13 protein-coding genes and 1 other RNA gene are annotated in these 18,440 nt (G+C 41.3%); 13 read left to right on the top strand and 1 reads right to left on the bottom strand.

Annotated features, from left to right (window positions below):
• The 5 genes from ACWXWT_RS11290 to ACWXWT_RS11270 all read left to right on the top strand — a co-directional run bounded on the left by ACWXWT_RS11290 (window position 1) and on the right by ACWXWT_RS11270 (window position 3,464).
• Window positions 1–774: a TSUP family transporter gene (locus ACWXWT_RS11290; RefSeq protein ID WP_456041683.1), complete on the top strand. Its 774-nt coding sequence runs from the start codon at window positions 1–3 to the stop codon at window positions 772–774.
• Complete coding sequence (locus ACWXWT_RS11285; protein WP_456041682.1) at window positions 771–1,433, top strand: primosomal replication protein; 663 nt, start codon at window positions 771–773, stop codon at window positions 1,431–1,433. Before ACWXWT_RS11290 ends, ACWXWT_RS11285 begins: the two co-directional genes overlap by 4 nt.
• Before the next feature lie 9 nt (window positions 1,434–1,442).
• Window positions 1,443–2,144: a DUF2057 domain-containing protein gene (locus tag ACWXWT_RS11280; protein WP_456041681.1), complete on the top strand. Its 702-nt coding sequence runs from the start codon at window positions 1,443–1,445 to the stop codon at window positions 2,142–2,144.
• A gap of 5 nt (window positions 2,145–2,149) precedes the next feature.
• A complete protein-coding gene (locus ACWXWT_RS11275; protein WP_456041680.1) occupies window positions 2,150–3,052 on the top strand; it encodes a histone deacetylase family protein in 903 nt (300 codons plus the stop codon).
• 118 nt (window positions 3,053–3,170) lie between these two features.
• Window positions 3,171–3,464, top strand: a complete 294-nt coding sequence (locus ACWXWT_RS11270) for a late competence development ComFB family protein (RefSeq protein ID WP_456041679.1) — start codon at window positions 3,171–3,173, stop codon at window positions 3,462–3,464.
• A gap of 143 nt (window positions 3,465–3,607) precedes the next feature.
• On the opposite strand, the gene ffs is transcribed toward ACWXWT_RS11270, so the two are convergent.
• An RNA gene (gene ffs, locus ACWXWT_RS11265) (signal recognition particle sRNA small type) lies at window positions 3,608–3,705 on the bottom strand.
• 477 nt (window positions 3,706–4,182) lie between these two features.
• Between ffs and ACWXWT_RS11260 the strand changes: the two genes are divergently transcribed.
• From ACWXWT_RS11260 to panP, 8 genes are all read left to right on the top strand, one after another.
• Window positions 4,183–6,357: an OmcA/MtrC family decaheme c-type cytochrome gene (locus tag ACWXWT_RS11260; RefSeq protein WP_456041678.1), complete on the top strand. Its 2,175-nt coding sequence runs from the start codon at window positions 4,183–4,185 to the stop codon at window positions 6,355–6,357.
• A 287-nt stretch (window positions 6,358–6,644) separates the two neighbouring features.
• The gene (locus tag ACWXWT_RS11255; protein WP_456041677.1) at window positions 6,645–8,606 is read left to right on the top strand and encodes an OmcA/MtrC family decaheme c-type cytochrome; all 1,962 of its coding nucleotides are present in this window, start codon (window positions 6,645–6,647) and stop codon (window positions 8,604–8,606) included.
• A 97-nt stretch (window positions 8,607–8,703) separates the two neighbouring features.
• On the top strand, window positions 8,704–9,693 hold the full coding sequence (locus ACWXWT_RS11250) for a DmsE family decaheme c-type cytochrome (protein ID WP_456041676.1): 990 nt from the start codon (window positions 8,704–8,706) through the stop codon (window positions 9,691–9,693).
• A gap of 12 nt (window positions 9,694–9,705) precedes the next feature.
• Window positions 9,706–11,793 carry an MtrB/PioB family decaheme-associated outer membrane protein gene (locus tag ACWXWT_RS11245; protein WP_456041675.1) on the top strand — a complete coding sequence of 696 codons (2,088 nt, stop codon included), beginning with the start codon at window positions 9,706–9,708 and terminating at the stop codon, window positions 11,791–11,793.
• Window positions 11,794–12,171: 378 nt separating this feature from the next.
• Window positions 12,172–13,329 (top strand): sugar diacid recognition domain-containing protein, encoded by a 1,158-nt coding sequence (locus ACWXWT_RS11240; RefSeq protein ID WP_456041674.1) that lies wholly within the window; start codon window positions 12,172–12,174, stop codon window positions 13,327–13,329.
• 129 nt (window positions 13,330–13,458) lie between these two features.
• A complete protein-coding gene (locus tag ACWXWT_RS11235) occupies window positions 13,459–14,817 on the top strand; it encodes a GntP family permease (protein WP_456041673.1) in 1,359 nt (452 codons plus the stop codon).
• Window positions 14,818–14,837: 20 nt separating this feature from the next.
• Window positions 14,838–16,007, top strand: coding sequence for a glycerate kinase (locus tag ACWXWT_RS11230; RefSeq protein ID WP_456041672.1), 1,170 nt, complete (start codon window positions 14,838–14,840; stop codon window positions 16,005–16,007).
• A 230-nt stretch (window positions 16,008–16,237) separates the two neighbouring features.
• On the top strand, window positions 16,238–17,884 hold the full coding sequence (gene panP, locus ACWXWT_RS11225; RefSeq protein ID WP_456041671.1) for a pyridoxal-dependent aspartate 1-decarboxylase PanP: 1,647 nt from the start codon (window positions 16,238–16,240) through the stop codon (window positions 17,882–17,884).
• Window positions 17,885–18,440 lie beyond the last annotated feature (556 nt).

The following is an 18,440-nucleotide window of genomic DNA, read 5'->3' as shown; positions in this document are numbered from 1 at the left end:
TTGGATTTATTATTAGACCCTAGCCATTGGGCCGTATTAGCAGTGATAGGGATTATTGCCGGTTTTATTGATGCTATCGTTGGTGGCGGTGGACTGCTTTCTATTCCGGCATTGCTTACGGTGGGTATCCCGCCCCACTTAGCATTAGGCACCAATAAATTAGCCGCATGCTTTGGCTCATTAACCTCAAGCTACACATTTTATAGACAACATTTATTTAACCCCAAAATATGGAAAACCTGCATTTATGCCACGCTAATAGGTTCTATCGCAGGGTGTATTTTGGTGTTTTTAATTGATCCAAAATGGCTTGAAAAAATCTTACCACTGCTCATTATTAGCATAGCGATTTATACCTTGTTGAGTCCTAAAGCAATGGGCGACAAAAATATTACGCTTCCCAAATTGCCATCATCAACAAATAAACAAGTTAGCCAAGGATTTATTTTGGGTGGATACGATGGATTTGCAGGACCAGGTATTGGTGCTTTTTGGACTGTCTCGTCAATTTCACTGCACAAACTCCCTCTACTGCACAGCTGCGCACTAGCGCGGGTTATGACGGCCGTAAGTAACGTAACGGCATTAATAATCTTCGCCTCAATGGGACAAGTACAATGGGTGCTAGGTCTATGGATGGGAATATGCATGATGGCTGGCTCATTTATCGGCGCTAAAAGCGCAATTCGATTTGGGATACCTTTTATTAAGCCAATTTTTATTATTATGGTATTGTCGATAGCAGTCCATCTAACGTGGAGTGCATGGGTATGAACACCCAACAATTAGTCTCAATGTTAAAACAACAGCTCGCACAGCTTGAGCAAGATTCATTGATCCATGACCAAAATTTAGCACCATCACAACGCCAATCTTTACAAGAAATTGAACGCTTTAATAATCAGTTATTTGCCCAACAAGGTGCTCAACTAAGCCCTTGCATTGCCCAGTTACGTAAAGATCTTCAACAACTTGAAAAACAACTTTCCCTTAAATTGGGTAGTAATGTTATCCAACTCAGTTGCGATCGTATTCAAGACCGATTTAGCGCGTTGCGCAGAGCTTTGCTCACCACCGATATTAATCTAAAATCAGAAGCGCAGCGTAAAGCCAGTAATAGAGCACGCTACGCAAAAAAACAGCAACAAGCAGCACAAGACAGTGGCTTTGGTTGGATTGCCAGTAATATTATGCAAAATAGCCATCAACTCTATGCCGAACTCAATAAACACTTAAATTGGGCGAATAGAATAGAGCAAAAAATACAACAATTGGAAGCAAATCTTGAATTCTGTCATAGTGATGACAAAATAAAATTGCAAAATGATATCCTTTTGATGCATCGTCGTTTAGGAAAGTGCAAACAAGCAACCAGTTATATTGAAGAGCGTATTCAACTTTTTGAACGACCTCGCCAAAGTTACCCACGTTAAGGAGAAACAATGAAATCTTTATTTACCACTAGTGCGCTTTTGGCAGTTTTATCGTCATCATCGGTTTTAGCTGCTAATTTAACCATCCCAATGTCTTTCGAATATCTAGCGCTTGATGGTGAAGAGGTTGAAACCAGTATGTTCAATCACCAAGCTGATTTAGCGCTAACCAATGGCACACACAAAATCGCAGTTCGTTATCATGATGTGGTTGATGATAGTTTTAGTGATAGCCAAACGTTTGTAAAATCAACACCGTTGATTGTGACATTAACAGTTGATGGGGATTATCAATATCTATTGCAACCTGCTGAAGGTAATGTGATTAAAAAACCAAAGGTATTCGCAAAAAAACCACAAATTAATATTAAACGTCAAGACAATGGCTTAGTCAATTACAGTGTTGAACAAACTAATTTCACTGAAAATTCATTTATTAATAATCTTTTCAAAGGCAAAAAAAAGCATAACATAGAAACATTGTCAGCATCAGCTACTGGCGATGGTAGCCAACCAATGCAAGCATTACCTGCAAAATCTGATGTTGCATCCGCAACCATGAGCGCACCAGTTGTCGTCCCTACTCCTCCAGCGGTTTCGTCGCAAAAGACAAATCCCGCCCAAGCTGAACAGATGTTGCAATATTGGTGGTTACAAGCCGATGAAAAAACCCGTAAGGAGTTTATGGGCTGGGCAATCAAGCAGCTATAAGTTCTATGTCGATACCTTTCGTATATCACGCCAGTTATTCTCAACTGGCGTTACCTAGCACACATCGTTTTCCTACTACCAAATATCATAATTTGTACCAACATGCGCTCAAACAACATTTATTGTTTGAGCGTTATCGGCATATCCCTTCGCCAATAAGCATAAACATGCTTTATGGCGTGCATTGCCCACTGTATGTTGACCAATTTATCAATGGCACGTTAGATCACAAAGCTCAGAGGCGTATCGGGTTCCCATGGAGTACTGAGTTAGTCACGCGTACTTTACACGCCGTAAATGGAACCCGCTTATGTGTTGAGTTGGCTCTTAAACATGGAGTCGCAGTGCATTTAACGGGTGGTTACCATCATGCACATTATGACTTTGGTAGTGGTTTTTGTATTTTTAATGACTTAGTCATTGCAGCTAAATCAGCCATTGATAGTGGAAAAGTCGATAAGGTGCTTATTTTTGATTGTGATGTTCACCAAGGGGATGGAACAGCAACACTCACACAAGGTGACCCAAATATCATTAGCTGCTCAATCCACTGCGCAAAAAATTTCCCATCAAGAAAACAACAATCTGACTACGATATTGATCTCGATAAAGGCTGTACCGACACTCGTTATCTGGAACATATACAACAAATATTGCCTTACCTGATCCGTCTCCATCAACCTGATTTGATTATTTACGATGCTGGTGTCGATATCCATCAAGATGATGACTTAGGATACTTCTCGATTTCAAATCAGGGTATTCTCGATCGAGACAAACAAGTAATATCAATAGCGAAAATGCATAACATCCCACTTGCAGCAGTGATAGGTGGAGGCTATAGTCGTAGTGAAGAAGATTTAACACTCCGACATAGCCAATTATTAGTTGCAGCAAAAGGGTCATGATTATCAGCGTATCAAAGTACGCTTAACCAAGAGTAAAACACCACAGGGTAGTGAGTATCAACACTCTCGACATTGACGTTTATGTCGATAAACAAAACAATCTCAATGGAGCGTAATAATGCAATTAGAGATCCGAAACTATTATGAAGTTCTATTAATGGAAATGCTAAGAGATGAAGGCTTAATGGAAGAGTTGCCAGAAGAATACTTAGCAGACTTATGTTGCGTGACATTGAATCAGCTGCCCGTCAGGTACATTCGCCATTTAGTTGATACATATTTCTTTGAAAATTATCAAGAACTCAAACAAATGAAAACAGAGATAAGTGAAGCACTTGAACGCTCTCGACAATTCCTTAAAGCCAATTTACAAAAACGCTTAAAAGAAGAAGCCGAACATGCGGCAGAATAATAGTAATCAATCCAATGCCGAATGATGCAGTGCGTCTAAAGCAAACATGTAAATAAGTTAAAGATGCAATGACTATCAAATAGTTATAACGAATTAAAGTAAATAAAATTAAGTGATAAAGGACAAGGGGGATATTGGAGGTTCCCCTAGAGCCGACACCCCGGCACACGAGTCGCTTGCTGCGGTTGCTCCCTTCCAGGCCTGGCCGAGTTCACAAGTTATCGTTGCGGGGGGACCCTAGGGTCACCATTGACTTCTGAAGTAAAAATACAACTTATGTTTCAGAACGGATGGATTATCCCCTAACCGATTGGCTTGATCAAGCCTTAATCTTAATAAGTTATCTATCCTCCCTCTAACTGCGCAATACTTAACCTCAACCAGAAACAAAAAGTAGGTTAAACAACAAATACCGTCTACTTTTAAGTCAGCCCCATCTACTATTCTGCGTTATTGACCATGCTCTTGAGGCACGCTTCATTTCAAAGCTCGTCTATTATCAATAAATAAGCTCTGTGGAAATGATACCGTTGACACTATCAACATAGACCTACCCCATAGATCAAGGTAAGCCAAAAGGAATAGTCAGATCTTAGTCACAACTCTACACATAATTCAATGAGTAAGTCGTCAAGGTTAGCTAACATAATGCTTGAATAAAATCCGCACACTTTGAATCAGTAGTGAATGCGAGATAACAAAAAAATGCAGGGAATACATGATGAAGACAATAACAGTTAGTCCCGCCGTAAAAGCGGTATTTAGTGCAGGGCTTATCGCTCTAGCATTATCTGGTTGTGGTGGCAGTGACGGAACCAACGGCGAAGATGGTCCAGATGGTATCATTGGTGTCAATATTGATGATACACAAACCCTTAAAGCGACCTTTACCGACGCAACAGTGGTAGACGGAAAAGTCAATGTTACCTTTACCCTTAAGAATGGCAATGGTGTTGCCGTTCTGGGTTTAACAAAAGACCACGACATTCGTTTTGGTATTGCTCAATTAACCCCTGTAGTTGAAATGGTTGGTGCTGACGATAATAAAGTTGAAGTCGATCGTGGGTATCAATGGCAATCTTACATTAATGCAATAAAGCAACCCAATGCCAGTTGGATCTCAGATGATGAAACCAATATTTCACCCTCTGAGCAATTTCAAGCTGACGTTGAGGCAGCATCAAAATGTGCTGACTGTTTAGTAGACAATCAAGACGGATCCTATTCATATACATTCCAAACAAATATTGCTCAAGTGACAACACCTTTAAGCGTCACTTATCAAGCTGATGACACTCAACGTATTACACTGGAATTAAAACAGCCATTAATCACAGCCAATGCTCATTACGATTTTCAACCATCAACCGGCTTAACTGAAGATATTGCATCACGGGATGTAGTATCGATTAATGCTTGTTATACCTGTCATCAACCAGAAAGTTTAGCACTGCATGGTGGTCGTCGAATCGATCTTGAAAACTGTGCATCATGTCATACCGCAACATCTGGCGATCCAGAAACGGGTAACAGTGTTGATTTCACCTACATGATCCACGCCATCCATAAGGGCCAAGACCGCGTAACCAGCACAGCTGAAGGCGATGTTGCAGCACCTTATAAAGTGATTGGCTATGGCGGTGGAAAGCACAATTACGGTGACGTGACGTACCCACAAAAACCTGCAGCAGATTGTAGTGCATGTCATGTAGAAGGTGCTGGAGCGCCCAAAGATGCGGCACTGTTTTATGCCAATAAAAGTGATACTGCTTGTATTTCATGCCACACAGAATTAGCCTCTCAACAACATAGTAGTGTAGGCACTAATTGTACTTCATGTCATATTGAAGAAGGTTATGCTCGCAGTGCAAAAGAAGCTCATGGCGATGTCATGAAGGCTTATAACGAAACAAAAACCATGAATGCTGTATTCAGTGATGTAACAGTGACTACTGATGGAAAATTTAGTACCACGGTGAAATTTACCGATGCATCAAATAATGTTATTGCAGCAGAATATATCGACCAAAGCAGCCGTATCGTGATGGCATGGGACAGCGACAAAGACTATCCAAGCTATAACAATGCCAGTTACAATGATCGCCGTATTCGGTTAAGTGAAGGTACAGCGAATACAGACAATAGTTGGACCTTAATTTGGAACAATGCCACTTTACCAACCGATTACGTAGGTAAAACGTTTGAGCTTTGGTCTGCGGTCTCTGCCTGCTTTAATAAGGGTGGCTACGGTAGACCTGAAGTAAAACTAACGGCATGCAGCACTGATGATGTCCAAAAAGTGGCCATAAAAAGTGAACCATACCATTTTGTTATGGCTGCTAACGCAATAAACAATAATCAGGCGACAGCCTCGCGTCGAGATATTATCAACCCATCAAGCTGTCAAGGCTGTCACAACCAAGAAGTGCGCCACTATGACAATGGCATTAACTGCCAAACGTGTCACACCTCTGATAAGACCCTTAAGACTGATGACACTTACCCTGGTGGTAAAAAATCGTCAAGTTTTGCCTTTAAAGCACACAGCGCTGAAGGTCATTACCTCTTATCTGCCGGTGTTGAATCTGGAACTGTTCTGAAAACAGATTGTAAAACCTGTCATACCGCTGATGGGATCCAACTCGGTAGAGCAACTGACAGAGTATGGCGTTATGCCGATATCGATACAGGTGCAGATGTTTGGGTGTCATCAGATACAGGAGCTTGTTTAAGCTGTCATCAAAAGTATCGTACTGACGCTACCGTGTCTCATATTGAGGCTAACGGCGGTATTGTTGACGGCATTAGCGAAGACGATGTGCGTAACCGTGCATCAGAAATATGCTCTACTTGTCATACCGTCGACAGAGTGACTAAAACACATGGTTTTTAGCCTAAACAGCTAAGTAACACTGTCGTTTCCCTATCACAGACCTTAGCATATTGCTAAGGTCTTTTTTCTGACGCGAACAACCCAGCATCAATAAACGCCACATTTTATATATCCCTTTATTAATAGGCTGATCACCATCACACAATTGCATCCACCTACAAGACGGACAGCTTTTTGTAAAGTAATCTTAGTGTTGGGAAAACTAATTCCAACATCAACTTAACTGAACAAGATAATTGCAGAACATACTGCCAGTGAGTTAGATGGATGACCTTTGCAGGGAAAACATGATGAACAAAAAATACACAAAAATGGCATTATTACTTGCTATGTCTGCATCAATAACACTAGTAGGCTGTGGCGGAGGAGATGATGGTGAAGCAGGAAATCCAGGCAACCCTGGCGGCGAGCCTGCTGAAGCCATTAAAACGCTAAATTTAGATATCACTAAAGTCACGTATCAAGACAATAAACCGACTATTGAAGTATTTGCAACCAATGAAAAAGACCTCCCTGTAGCAGGTCTTAAAGATTTTGAAATTAAAAAAGTCGTCCAACTTATTCCAGCTGGCGCTAGCGGTGCAGGTAATTCAGCACAATGGCAATTTATTGGTTCAGAAAAAGCGTTTACCGACCATGGTAACGGCACTTACAGTTTTACTGTCAATGTTGAAGGTTTTAACCCTGAGCTAACACAACGTTATAACGTTATTGCCAGTGCCTCAACCTTACTAGATGGTGTTACAACAGTACCGCGTACCGAAGTCACCGAAGATTTCGACGGTGAAGGGTTTACTGCCAAATACACTAAAAACATTGTCAGCGGAGCCACTTGTAATACCTGCCATGCTGAGGGTGAAAGCATTTATCATAGTTATACAGACTTAGAAACCTGTACATCTTGCCACACTAATGAAATGGCCATTGAAAAAGACAAGGTTCAAGTTGAATTTAGTCACTTAATCCATAATGTTCACAACGATGCAAAAATGTATGGTCGCAGCATGGATAAAAGTGCAGAAACAGCCCACAACATAGTGCAAGATAATTGCACAACTTGTCATGTGGACTCAGAACAACTGAGCGAATCAAATAACTGGACACGCATTCCAACCATGGAAGCTTGTTCAAGCTGTCATACCGACATCGACTTTAAAACGGGTCAAGGTCATCCACAACAAGTGGATAACTCCAATTGTATTGCATGTCACAATGCCAGCTGGACAGAAGCGTTACACACTACAACTTATACTCAGAAAAAAGCATTTATCGACCAATATGGCATGACCGCTACATTGACAGCAAACAAAGCCAGCGCAGAAGACAAGTCAGCAACCTTATCGGTAACGATTTTAGATGCCAACGGTGCTGCGGTTGATGCCTCAACCTTAGTCAGTAAAATTCAACGCATTGAAACCATCACTAACGTTGGTCCTAACTTCCCAATAATGGGGTACACCCCTAGTCCTGGAAGCGGTTTAGCCAAAATAAGTAAAGACTTTGTCAACACAGGTTTGTTGCAAGCAGATGTCACCATTGAATCGGGTAAGCTGGTATACAATATTGCATCATTACCATTTGGTTCGGGTGACACAGATACCGCCTTTAGCTTTATTGGCCTTGAAATGTGTAACGATGGTATTCAAGCTATTGATTGTGCTGAAGGTGTATTGACCACGAGCATGAAAGCCGAATTCACCGTGGGAACGTTCTCTGGGAATTCTCCAAGCTATCGACATATAGACTCCGTTAATTTTGGTTCATGCGATAATTGCCATGGTGATACCTTTGAATTGCATAAAGGTCATCATGCTGGTTTTGTCATGACAGAACAACTAGCTCGAGAGTTAAATGGCGAAATGACTGTGGGAATTGATGCTTGTGTCGCTTGTCATACTCCAGATGGCACCTATGCTTCTGGCGGCAATCAAGGCGCTATCGAAATGAAACTCCACAGCGTTCATGGTGAGCAAGGCATTATCAAAGATTGTACTCAGTGTCATAATGACTTTAACCTTGACGCATTTAAAGTTAAAGGTGCACTCGCTACATCTAATGGCCTTTATACAACCCCTATCACTGCAACGTGCGCTTCTTGCCATGGTTTTGATACTATTAAGCAACATGCTCAAGGACAAGGCGCTATAGTCAATGGTAGTTACCAAGAAGCCAATGATGCAGCACAGTTAGAAACCTGTTTCTTCTGCCATGCCCCAACAATTGAAAATCACACACAAGTGAAACTTTAATTTGTTCATTGAGAGAGAAGCCCTGCTTCTCTCTCATTTTATGACTTACTTTATCAACATGTTGATCATCAAAATGGACAAATTAGGAAGTCTACTTATGAAGACCACAAACTCAATAAACACCGTATTTTTAGCCCTACTCTTCCTCACAGCCTCAACGTTGTTTGTGACAAATAATGTACAAGCAGCAAAATGGGATGCCAAGATGACACCGGCAGAAGTTGAAGCAACGCTCGACAAAAAATTCGCCGAAGGGAAATATTCCCCAAAAGGTGCAGACTCATGTTTAATGTGCCATAAAAAATCTGAAAAAGTCATGGACTTATTTAAAGGTGTTCATGGTTCGATTGATTCATCAAAAAGCCCTATGGCAGGGCTACAGTGTGAAGCATGTCATGGCCCTTTAGGCTCACATAATCGTGGTGGTAAAGAGCCAATGATTACATTTGGTCCAACATCAACACTTAGCGCAGACAAACAAAACAGTGTATGTATGAGCTGTCACCTAGACGACAAACGCGTAGCATGGGACAGCAGTCATCATGCCAATGCCGATGTTGCATGTGCATCTTGTCATAGCGTACATGCTGCACACGACCCTGTATTATCAAAGCAAACAGAGGTCGAAGTCTGTACTAATTGTCACACCAGACAAAAAGCAGACATGAACAAACGCACGAGTCATCCAATGAAATGGAATCAAATGACCTGTAGTGACTGTCATAATCCTCATGGCAGCTTGAGCGACTCAGATCTCGTTCAACCAACAGTCAATGAAACTTGCTATTCATGCCACGCAGAAAAACGTGGCCCAAAGCTGTGGGAGCATGCACCCGTCACCGAAAACTGCGTTAATTGTCATAATCCGCACGGCTCAGTCAATGACGCCATGCTTAAAACGCGTGCACCACAATTATGCCAGCAATGCCATGCGGGTGACGGTCACACAAGCAACGCTTATCTAGGTAACACAGACATGGGCTCTACAGTAAATGGTACTGCCTTTACGGGTGGGCGCAGCTGCTTAAATTGTCACAATCAGGTGCATGGTTCAAACCATCCATCTGGTAAGTTACTGCAGCGCTAAGGAGATAATATTATGAACACAAAATTAAACCTCATTACCTTAGCGTTACTCACTAGCACCAGCTTTAGTATTATGGCTGATGGATATGGCCTAGCAAACGCTAAAACAGACAAAGTTAAATTTGATGCTTGGCAATGTAAACGTTGCATGGTGGAATCAGGAACAACTGGCACCATAGGTGTGGGGATCGGTTACAACAGTGAAGATGATATACACTCAGCAAATGCATTTAATAGCAGTAATCAAATGGCTGGTAAAGTTGATGCTGACCTAAAATATCGCAGTGACAATGGCTACCAAGCAAAAGTGTCCGCCAACAATATGGGCATGGACAATGGCCGCATGGACGTTGATGTAGGCAAACTTGGACTGTATAACCTCAACTTAGGCTATCGCTCCATTGCAACATATCAAAGTAACAATGCACTAAGCCCTTATCAAAATATTGGCAGCGATAACTTAACATTAGCCAATAATTGGGTTACTGCTGGTTCAAGTTCAGATATGCCAATGCTATATAGCAACTTAAGTCCTTTTGAGCTGTCGCTAAAACGCGAACGAGCTGCACTAGGGTTTGAATATCAATCCGAATCATTATTGACAACGTACGTGAATTTTCAACGTGAAGAAAAAACTGGTACTAAAGTGGCTTCTGGCAGTTTCTTTAACCAGTCAATGATGCTGGCAGAACCTGTAGATTACACCACAGACATTTTGAATGCCGGAATTAAGCTACACGGAAATAATTGGTTTACCAGTATCAACTACACAGGATCTGTATTTAGCAATAATCATCAACAACTTGGCTTTGACAGTGCTTTTAATCCCACTTTTGGTGCTCAAACCCAAGGTTACATCGCACTCGACCCCGATAACGAAGCTCATACTATCTCGTTAATGGGCCAATATAATGATTCCATCACCAGTTTAAGTGGTCGTTTGCTTGTCGGCCAGATGACCCAAGATCAGCAACTAACCAGTCTAGGTTACGGTTATTCATTACCTGTAGACAGTATAGATGCCAAAGTAGACATTACGGGGATGACACTAAAAGCCGTAACGAAACTTAATCGGGAATGGCGTCTCACAGGCAGTTATGATTATAACGACAGAGAAAACAACACCGAAATAGAACAATGGACCCAAATCAGCATTAACGATGTAACAGGCAAAGTGGTGTATAACACCCCATATGATCTCACCACGCATCGCGCAAAATTATCAACAGACTACCGTATTAATCATGGTATAAAACTTGACGCTGGTTATGATTTCAAACGTGATGAACGCAGTAATCAAGACCGAGAAACCACAGACGACAACAACGTTTGGGCGCGTTTACGCGTCAATAGTTTTGACATGTGGAATATCTGGCTTAAGGGTAGTTTAAGCCAAAGAGATGGTTCAGAATATCAAGCATCTGAATCAACATCATCAGAACAGAACGCATTGTTACGTCGATACTATTTGGCCGACCGCGACCGCACTCAAATAGAAGCACGCTTCAACCATACTCCAATTAATGACTTAACCATCGATTTTGGTGTTCGTTATGCATTTGATGATTACACTGAAACCCAAATAGGTTTAACAGAATCAAAAGATACTAATTACGATATCAACATTAACTACATGATTAGTCAAGATATTAACATCAACAGTTTCTATAACCACCAAGTGATAAAATCGGTTCAATCTGGTAGTACTAATTTCAGTACAGCCAATTGGCAAGCCAATATTGAAGACACTGTCGATGTTGTTGGTGCCGGACTGAGCTACAATAATCTAATGGATAGTCGTTTACGACTAGGATTAGATTATACCTACTCAGACTCAGACAGCACCACCCAAGTTAGACAAGGTATTACTGGTGATTACGGTGACTATTATGCCAAAGTACATAACATTAATGTGTATGCACAATATCAAGCCACCGAAAAAATGGCCTTACGTATTGACTACAAAATGGAAAAATACCTTGATAATGACGATTCCAATGATCTCGACGTCGACACTATTTGGAATGTGTTGAGTCTAGATAATTTACAGCATGACTACACTGCGCATATGATCATGCTTAATGTGAGTTATCGCCTGTAAGTAAAATAATCATTATATAACAACGCTACTCACACAAAAATGACGCCAACCTTATCTAGGTTGGCGTTTTTATATTCTTAAATTTAATGATGTTCGCCACAACAACGACAGTATAAAAAGCTTGCAAACAGTCACCATTAACATCATGAATAACTTGAGATTAAAGTATGGCAAACGGATTTTACCCCAATTATACCCATTCCATTAATTATGCGCTCAATCAGGCTTTAGAAAGCCCCCACAGAATGACTAGATAAATATTGGAATGGGTATAGGCCACTTTTTATTCACCCAGCACATTTAAGCACCAACTGCCTCCCCATACTTAGCCAACATCAGGTATTATTCAATAACGATATTTATTGCCTAGAGAAATTCATGTTCCAAATTGATACGCTAATTGCTGCTAAAATTGTTGACCGAACCATGAAAATTATTGGCCATAATATCAATGTCATGAATGCCCAAGCGGTCATATTAGGTTCAGGCGATATCGACCGAATTGGCACTGTACACGAAGGTGCATTATTAGCTATCAGCCAAAATCGCAATGTTGAAATAAGCCAAGCCATCGCTTCAAACTTACATGGCGTCAAACCTGGGCTAAATTTACCATTACATTATCATGGTCAAGTTGTTGGCGTTATTGGCATCACTGGCGAGCCAGACACATTAAGCCACTATGGCGAACTGCTTAAAATGACAGCAGAGATGATTGTCGAGCAAGCAAATTTGCAAGAGCAATTACAGTGGCAAAATCGTCAAAAAGAGGAGTTTATTTCCCAACTTATTCATGCCAATGAACAAGACTTACCTTCATTAAAGCAATGGGCATTACAGTTAGGTATCGATTTAAGCGTACCGCGAGTGGTCGCCATTATCGAACTCGACAGCAATAACCCGCTATACCAACAAGACAATCAAGCATTAAAACAAGTACTGTATTTATTACAACATCCTGTACGCGATAACCTAATTGCGATGATCTCGCTGACTCAATTAGTGATTTTAAAACCAGCCTTTCTCGATGGTAAGCAATTTGACCCTGAACTTGAAAATCAGCGCATCAATAAATTACTTAAACGCTTACCTGCCAACATGCAGCTTAGCCTACATATTTCACTGGGACATTATTTCAGTGGTGAATTAGGCATTAGTTACTCTTATCGCACTGCAAAAGAAACTTTAGATATTGGTAAAAAACTGCATCCAACCAAAACCAAATATCTATATCAAGACTACAGTTTACAAGTGTTGTTATCAGGGTTACGTCATCACTGGCGAGGAAACGCGCTCGCCGGGCCATACATGAAACTCATTGAAGTAGACCATAATCAACAATTACAAAAAACGCTCGCCGCTTACCTAGAACACATGGGTGACTTCCAAGCTTGTGCTAACAGTTTGTTTATCCATCGAAATACACTACGTTATCGATTAGATAAAATTCAAACAGTCACCAACATCGATTTGCGTAGTTTTAATGGTTTACTCAGTTTATATTTAGGCCAGTTAATTCACCAACCCAATACCTAATTGTGCATCAGCACAAAAATGGTATCTACACGTTAATTTATCAGTGCAATCGCACAAAGTATTTTACAGGTAATGGTTTACTATGATCAATACAAAAACCACCCCACAAAAATAAATAACGAGTACTCTATGGGACTAATATTAATCTTACTCGGCGTGATAGCCTTTATTGTCATCGCCACCTCTAAATTCAAACTCCACCCTTTTTTAACCCTCATTTTAGCGTCATTTCTCACTGCATTTGCCTATGGCTTACCCAGTAGTGAAATCGCCAAAACCATTACTGGCGGTTTTGGCGGGATTTTAGGTTACATCGGCTTGGTCATTGTCTTAGGTACCATTATTGGTACCATTCTCGAAAAAAGCGGTGCAGCCATTACCATGGCAGATGTTGTTATCAAGATATTTGGACAACGCTTTCCAACGTTGACAATGTCAATAATAGGCTACTTGGTGTCGATCCCTGTTTTTTGTGATTCAGGTTTTGTGATTTTAAATTCATTAAAGCAGTCAATGGCGAACCGGATGAAAGTGTCTCAAGTTGCCATGAGCGTTGCATTGGCTACCGGGTTATACGCAACTCATACCTTTGTTCCACCAACACCAGGTCCAATTGCCGCGGCTGGTAATCTTGGCCTTGAATCACAGCTTGGGCTCGTTATTGCGGTTGGTGTCTTTGTTGCAGCCATTGCCGCTCTGGCAGGAATGTTATGGGCCAACCGTTTTGCCAATGAACAACCCGATGGAGAAGGCGCAAAAGATCTCAACTTACAGCAACAAGATTTTGATGACCTGAAAAAAACCTATGGAGAGCTACCTAGCCCTATAAGAGCATTTGCGCCTATTTTTGTGCCTATTATTCTTATTTGCTTTGGCTCTGTGGCAAATTTCCCATCTAAACCACTTGGAGAACAAGGCTTATTCGATTTATTGGTATTTTTGGGACAACCCGTTAATGCGTTAATGATCGGCCTATTTCTGTCATTATCTCTGTTGAAAAGTGACCAAAAAATCAAAGAATTTAGTGAACGTATTAGCCAAGGTTTAGTGGTATCTGCACCTATTTTACTCATCACCGGTGCTGGCGGCGCATTTGGTGCAGTTTTAAAAGCTACTGAAATTGGCGCGTTTTTAGGCAGCAGTTTATCCGCTTTAGGTGTAGGCATTTTTATGCCGTTTATCGTGGCAGCTGCACTCAAATCAGCACAAGGTTCATCTACCGTTGCATTAGTTGCTACTTCTGCGTTAGTGGCCCCCTTATTAGGTGACATCGGTTTAGCCTCAGACATGGGCCGCGTATTAACCGTAATGGCCATTGGCGCAGGTGCCATGACGGTATCGCATGCAAACGATAGTTTCTTTTGGGTAGTAACTCAATTTAGCCGTATGAGCGTTAAGCAGGCTTATAGAGCCCAAACCATGGCCACGTTAATTCAAGGTGTCACGGCAATGATTACCGTTTATCTACTAAGCTTATTTTTACTGTAAATTATTATTCAGAGTCTTATATGAAAATCGTTATTGCACCTGATTCATTTAAAGAAAGCCTAAGCGCACTGGAAGTCGCTAATGCCATCGAAGATGGGTTTAAGCAAGTATTCCCCAATGCGCAGTATTGTAAAGTACCAATGGCCGACGGCGGTGAAGGTACTGTGCAGGCTATGGTTGATGCGACCCAAGGACAGATTATTAACCTAACTGTTACAGGGCCTTTAGGCTTACCCGTTAACGCATTTTATGGCGTGCTCGGACAACTTGATGACGAAGGAAACCAAACTGCAATAATTGAGATGGCAGCAGCATCGGGTTTACACCATGTGCCATTAACTCAACGTAATCCCTTATTAACCACCAGTTTCGGTACTGGTGAGTTAATAGCCGATGCATTAAACAGAGGAATAAGACACATCATTTTAGGCCTAGGCGGGAGTGCAACTAATGATGCTGGCGCTGGAATGATGCAAGCGTTGGGTGTGAAACTTAACGACATCAACAATGTTCCACTGACTTTTGGCGGGGCTTCATTAGCATCCCTGCATCATGTTGATGTTCAATCATGTCATTACGTCATAAAAGACTGCATTATCGAAGTCGCTTGTGATGTTGATAACCCGTTATGTGGGCCTAGAGGAGCTAGTGCGATTTTTGGCCCACAAAAAGGGGCAACCACACAGATGATTGAGCTGCTTGATCACGCTTTAGGACATTTTTCACAAACAATTAATCAGCAACTTTACAATACCATTGAACAGCACAGTCAATTGCACCCCGGAGCAGGTGCAGCCGGAGGAATGGGATTTGGAGTAATGACAATATTAAATGCCACCCTTAAACCTGGTGTCGATATTGTCACCAAAAGCGTTAAACTTGCAGATTATTGTCGTGATGCCGACCTTGTTATCACCGGTGAAGGTCGAATGGATGGACAAACCGTGTTTGGAAAAACTCCAATGGGCGTGTTGAACATTGCTAAACAACACAATGTTCCCGTTATCGGTATTTCAGGGTGCCTAGGTGCAAATGCAGATGCCATTTTAACCGAAGGCATGCATGCTATTTTTCCTATCATCCCTGCGCTACAGCCATTGGAACAAATATTGTCTGAAGCACAAGTCAATTTAACCAATACGGCACGCAATATTGCAGCAATCATGTCACTTTCATTAACAAAAAACTAACCTGATGCAGCACAAATACACTTCTGTATTTGTGCTGCATCAATACGACTAGCATCATTCATAATACGCATAACCTAATCCAATCATCAGTAATAACACGATAAATACTTGAAGCGGAACCTGCCATACAGTAAAGTTAGCTCCCTTATTTCATCCAGTAGGTGCAGTATTCATCGTAAAGCATCACTTAAGGCTAATTGGATGAAGTGTCCATCATTACGGCAAGCAAAATGACCTCGAAAATCACCCGTCAAGCAAACGCTTCAGAAGACAGTTTACTGCGTATTTTTACCGCCCCTGAAGATTCAACCTCGACGTTGAGCATTATTGAGCAAAAGCTGTCTCAAGACCTCGCAGGTTTTTTAGGCAACAGTATCGCCGCGCTTGAAAAGCCACTGTCAGAAATAGAAACCGACTTTAGCGCCTATCAGATCCCCAAAGATCCCAAATTCGTTTCAGATTATGCTGACGAAATTATGCAAAACTTAGTTGCTCACTCGGTCCATACCGCGGCACCCAGCTTTATTGGTCATATGACCTCAGCATTACCTTATTTTGTATTGCCATTATCGAAGATGATGGTTGGCCTCAATCAAAATTTAGTTAAAATTGAAACATCCAAAGCCTTTACTCCATTAGAACGTCAAGTATTAGGCATGATGCATCATTTGGTGTATCAGCAACCTGATGATTTTTATCATCAATGGATGCACAGCGCTAACCACTCTCTCGGGGCATTTTGCTCTGGCGGCACCGTTGCTAATATCACTGCACTGTGGATCGCTCGAAACAGACTATTACAACCTTGCGGCGAGTTTAAAGGCGTTACCCGTGAAGGAATGACAAAAGCATTACGCTTTTATGGCTATGATGACCTTGCCATTCTAGTATCCGATCGTGGTCATTACTCTTTGGGTAAAACAGCAGACTTGTTGGGCATTGGTCGAGATAACATCATTAGTATTCCAACAGACGAACACCATAAAGTCGATGTTACCGCCATGCGTGATGCAGCAGAAAAGCTGGCGCAACAAAATATTAAAGTCATGGCCATTATCGGTATCGCAGGCACCACAGAAACAGGCAATGTCGATCCCTTAACAGAATTGGCCGCACTAGCCAGCGAGCTAAATTGTCATTTCCATGTAGATGCAGCATGGGGCGGTGCGAGTTTGTTATCCAGCAAATATCGCTACTTATTAACAGGCATCGAGCTAGCAGACTCCGTGACAATCGACGCCCATAAACAAATGTATGTTCCAATGGGGGCTGGTATGGTGCTGTTTAAAGACCCTGAGCTCGCCAACGCCATTGTCCATCATGCTGAATATATATTACGGGTGGGTTCAAAAGATTTAGGCAGCCATACCCTTGAAGGATCACGCCCTGGAATGGCAATGTTAGTACATGCTTGCCTACAAATCATAGGCCTTGATGGTTATGAGATCCTCATTAATAACAGCCTAGAAAAAGCCCGATATTTTGCCTCAATCATAGACCAACATGTGGATTTTGAGTTAGTCACCGTCCCTGAACTATGTTTATTGACATATCGTTATGTACCAACATCAGTACAAGTAGCACTGACAACAGCCATGTCAAACAACAACACAGCTTTAGTGTTGAAAATTAACGATCTACTGGATGGCCTTACACAATTTATTCAAAAGCATCAACGTGAACAAGGAAAATCATTTGTGTCACGTACACGTATTAAGCCTGTAAAATACTATCGACAACCAACCACTGTATTCAGAGTGGTACTGGCCAACCCCCTGACCAGCCATCAAATATTGCATGATGTACTCGCGGAACAAGCCGAGATAGCAGCTCTAGACAGTGAATATTTACCGCAGTTATTGGAGATATCGAATTGATTTATCTATAACCATGACTTTTATAGGCTCGCTTTAACTTGATGTTTATCTACAGGCTAAAGAGATATAAGAACATGATAAAGGCTAATGCGCAGACTAATATTTGGACAAAAGTGTATTTAAGATATGGCCAGCGGCCACTAACGTTAGTGGCCGCTGGCCATATCAAACAGTTTCACTATGCTAAGGGTTAAGCCAAAGAACTACCTACTTTTCGAATTAGCCGCTCTTATACCAATCCCATTAAATATCTGGTCAGTTCAGAGTCTCTCAGGTTTTTCAATTCAAGGCACATTGATGTAGAAATGGTTGTTGCCTTTTAAATCGATGTAACATAGAAGTGGAATACCTGAGAGACTCCATTCTGGCGGGTTTCAAAGTCCTTTATGCTTCGTTAGATGCTTTCAAAATACGACTGGAGGTAGAGTAATACCAATTATGATTAAAATGTGATCTAATCAAAGTATCACCTTTTATTAATCTTTATGTATGACTTCTCTTACTGATAAAGAAATACTTAACCTCTCCAAACAAGAAAAAAATGCGAATAAAAAAA

It is taken from the genome of Shewanella sp. A22, assembly GCF_053850585.1.
The sequence above is the reverse complement of the archived record's forward strand: the minus strand, read 5'-3'. Positions and strand labels throughout refer to the sequence as shown.

Coding starts and splice junctions, on each gene's coding strand:
- ACWXWT_RS11280 (WP_456041681.1), top strand. CDS start 1,443: ATGAAATCTTTATTTACCACTAGTGCGCTTTTGGCAGTTTTATCGTCA.
- ACWXWT_RS11235 (WP_456041673.1), top strand. CDS start 13,459: ATGGGACTAATATTAATCTTACTCGGCGTGATAGCCTTTATTGTCATC.
- ACWXWT_RS11285 (WP_456041682.1), top strand. CDS start 771: ATGAACACCCAACAATTAGTCTCAATGTTAAAACAACAGCTCGCACAG.
- ACWXWT_RS11255 (WP_456041677.1), top strand. CDS start 6,645: ATGATGAACAAAAAATACACAAAAATGGCATTATTACTTGCTATGTCT.
- ACWXWT_RS11270 (WP_456041679.1), top strand. CDS start 3,171: ATGCAATTAGAGATCCGAAACTATTATGAAGTTCTATTAATGGAAATG.
- ACWXWT_RS11260 (WP_456041678.1), top strand. CDS start 4,183: ATGATGAAGACAATAACAGTTAGTCCCGCCGTAAAAGCGGTATTTAGT.
- ACWXWT_RS11230 (WP_456041672.1), top strand. CDS start 14,838: ATGAAAATCGTTATTGCACCTGATTCATTTAAAGAAAGCCTAAGCGCA.
- ACWXWT_RS11240 (WP_456041674.1), top strand. CDS start 12,172: ATGTTCCAAATTGATACGCTAATTGCTGCTAAAATTGTTGACCGAACC.
- ACWXWT_RS11245 (WP_456041675.1), top strand. CDS start 9,706: ATGAACACAAAATTAAACCTCATTACCTTAGCGTTACTCACTAGCACC.
- panP (WP_456041671.1), top strand. CDS start 16,238: ATGACCTCGAAAATCACCCGTCAAGCAAACGCTTCAGAAGACAGTTTA.
- ACWXWT_RS11275 (WP_456041680.1), top strand. CDS start 2,150: ATGTCGATACCTTTCGTATATCACGCCAGTTATTCTCAACTGGCGTTA.
- ACWXWT_RS11250 (WP_456041676.1), top strand. CDS start 8,704: ATGAAGACCACAAACTCAATAAACACCGTATTTTTAGCCCTACTCTTC.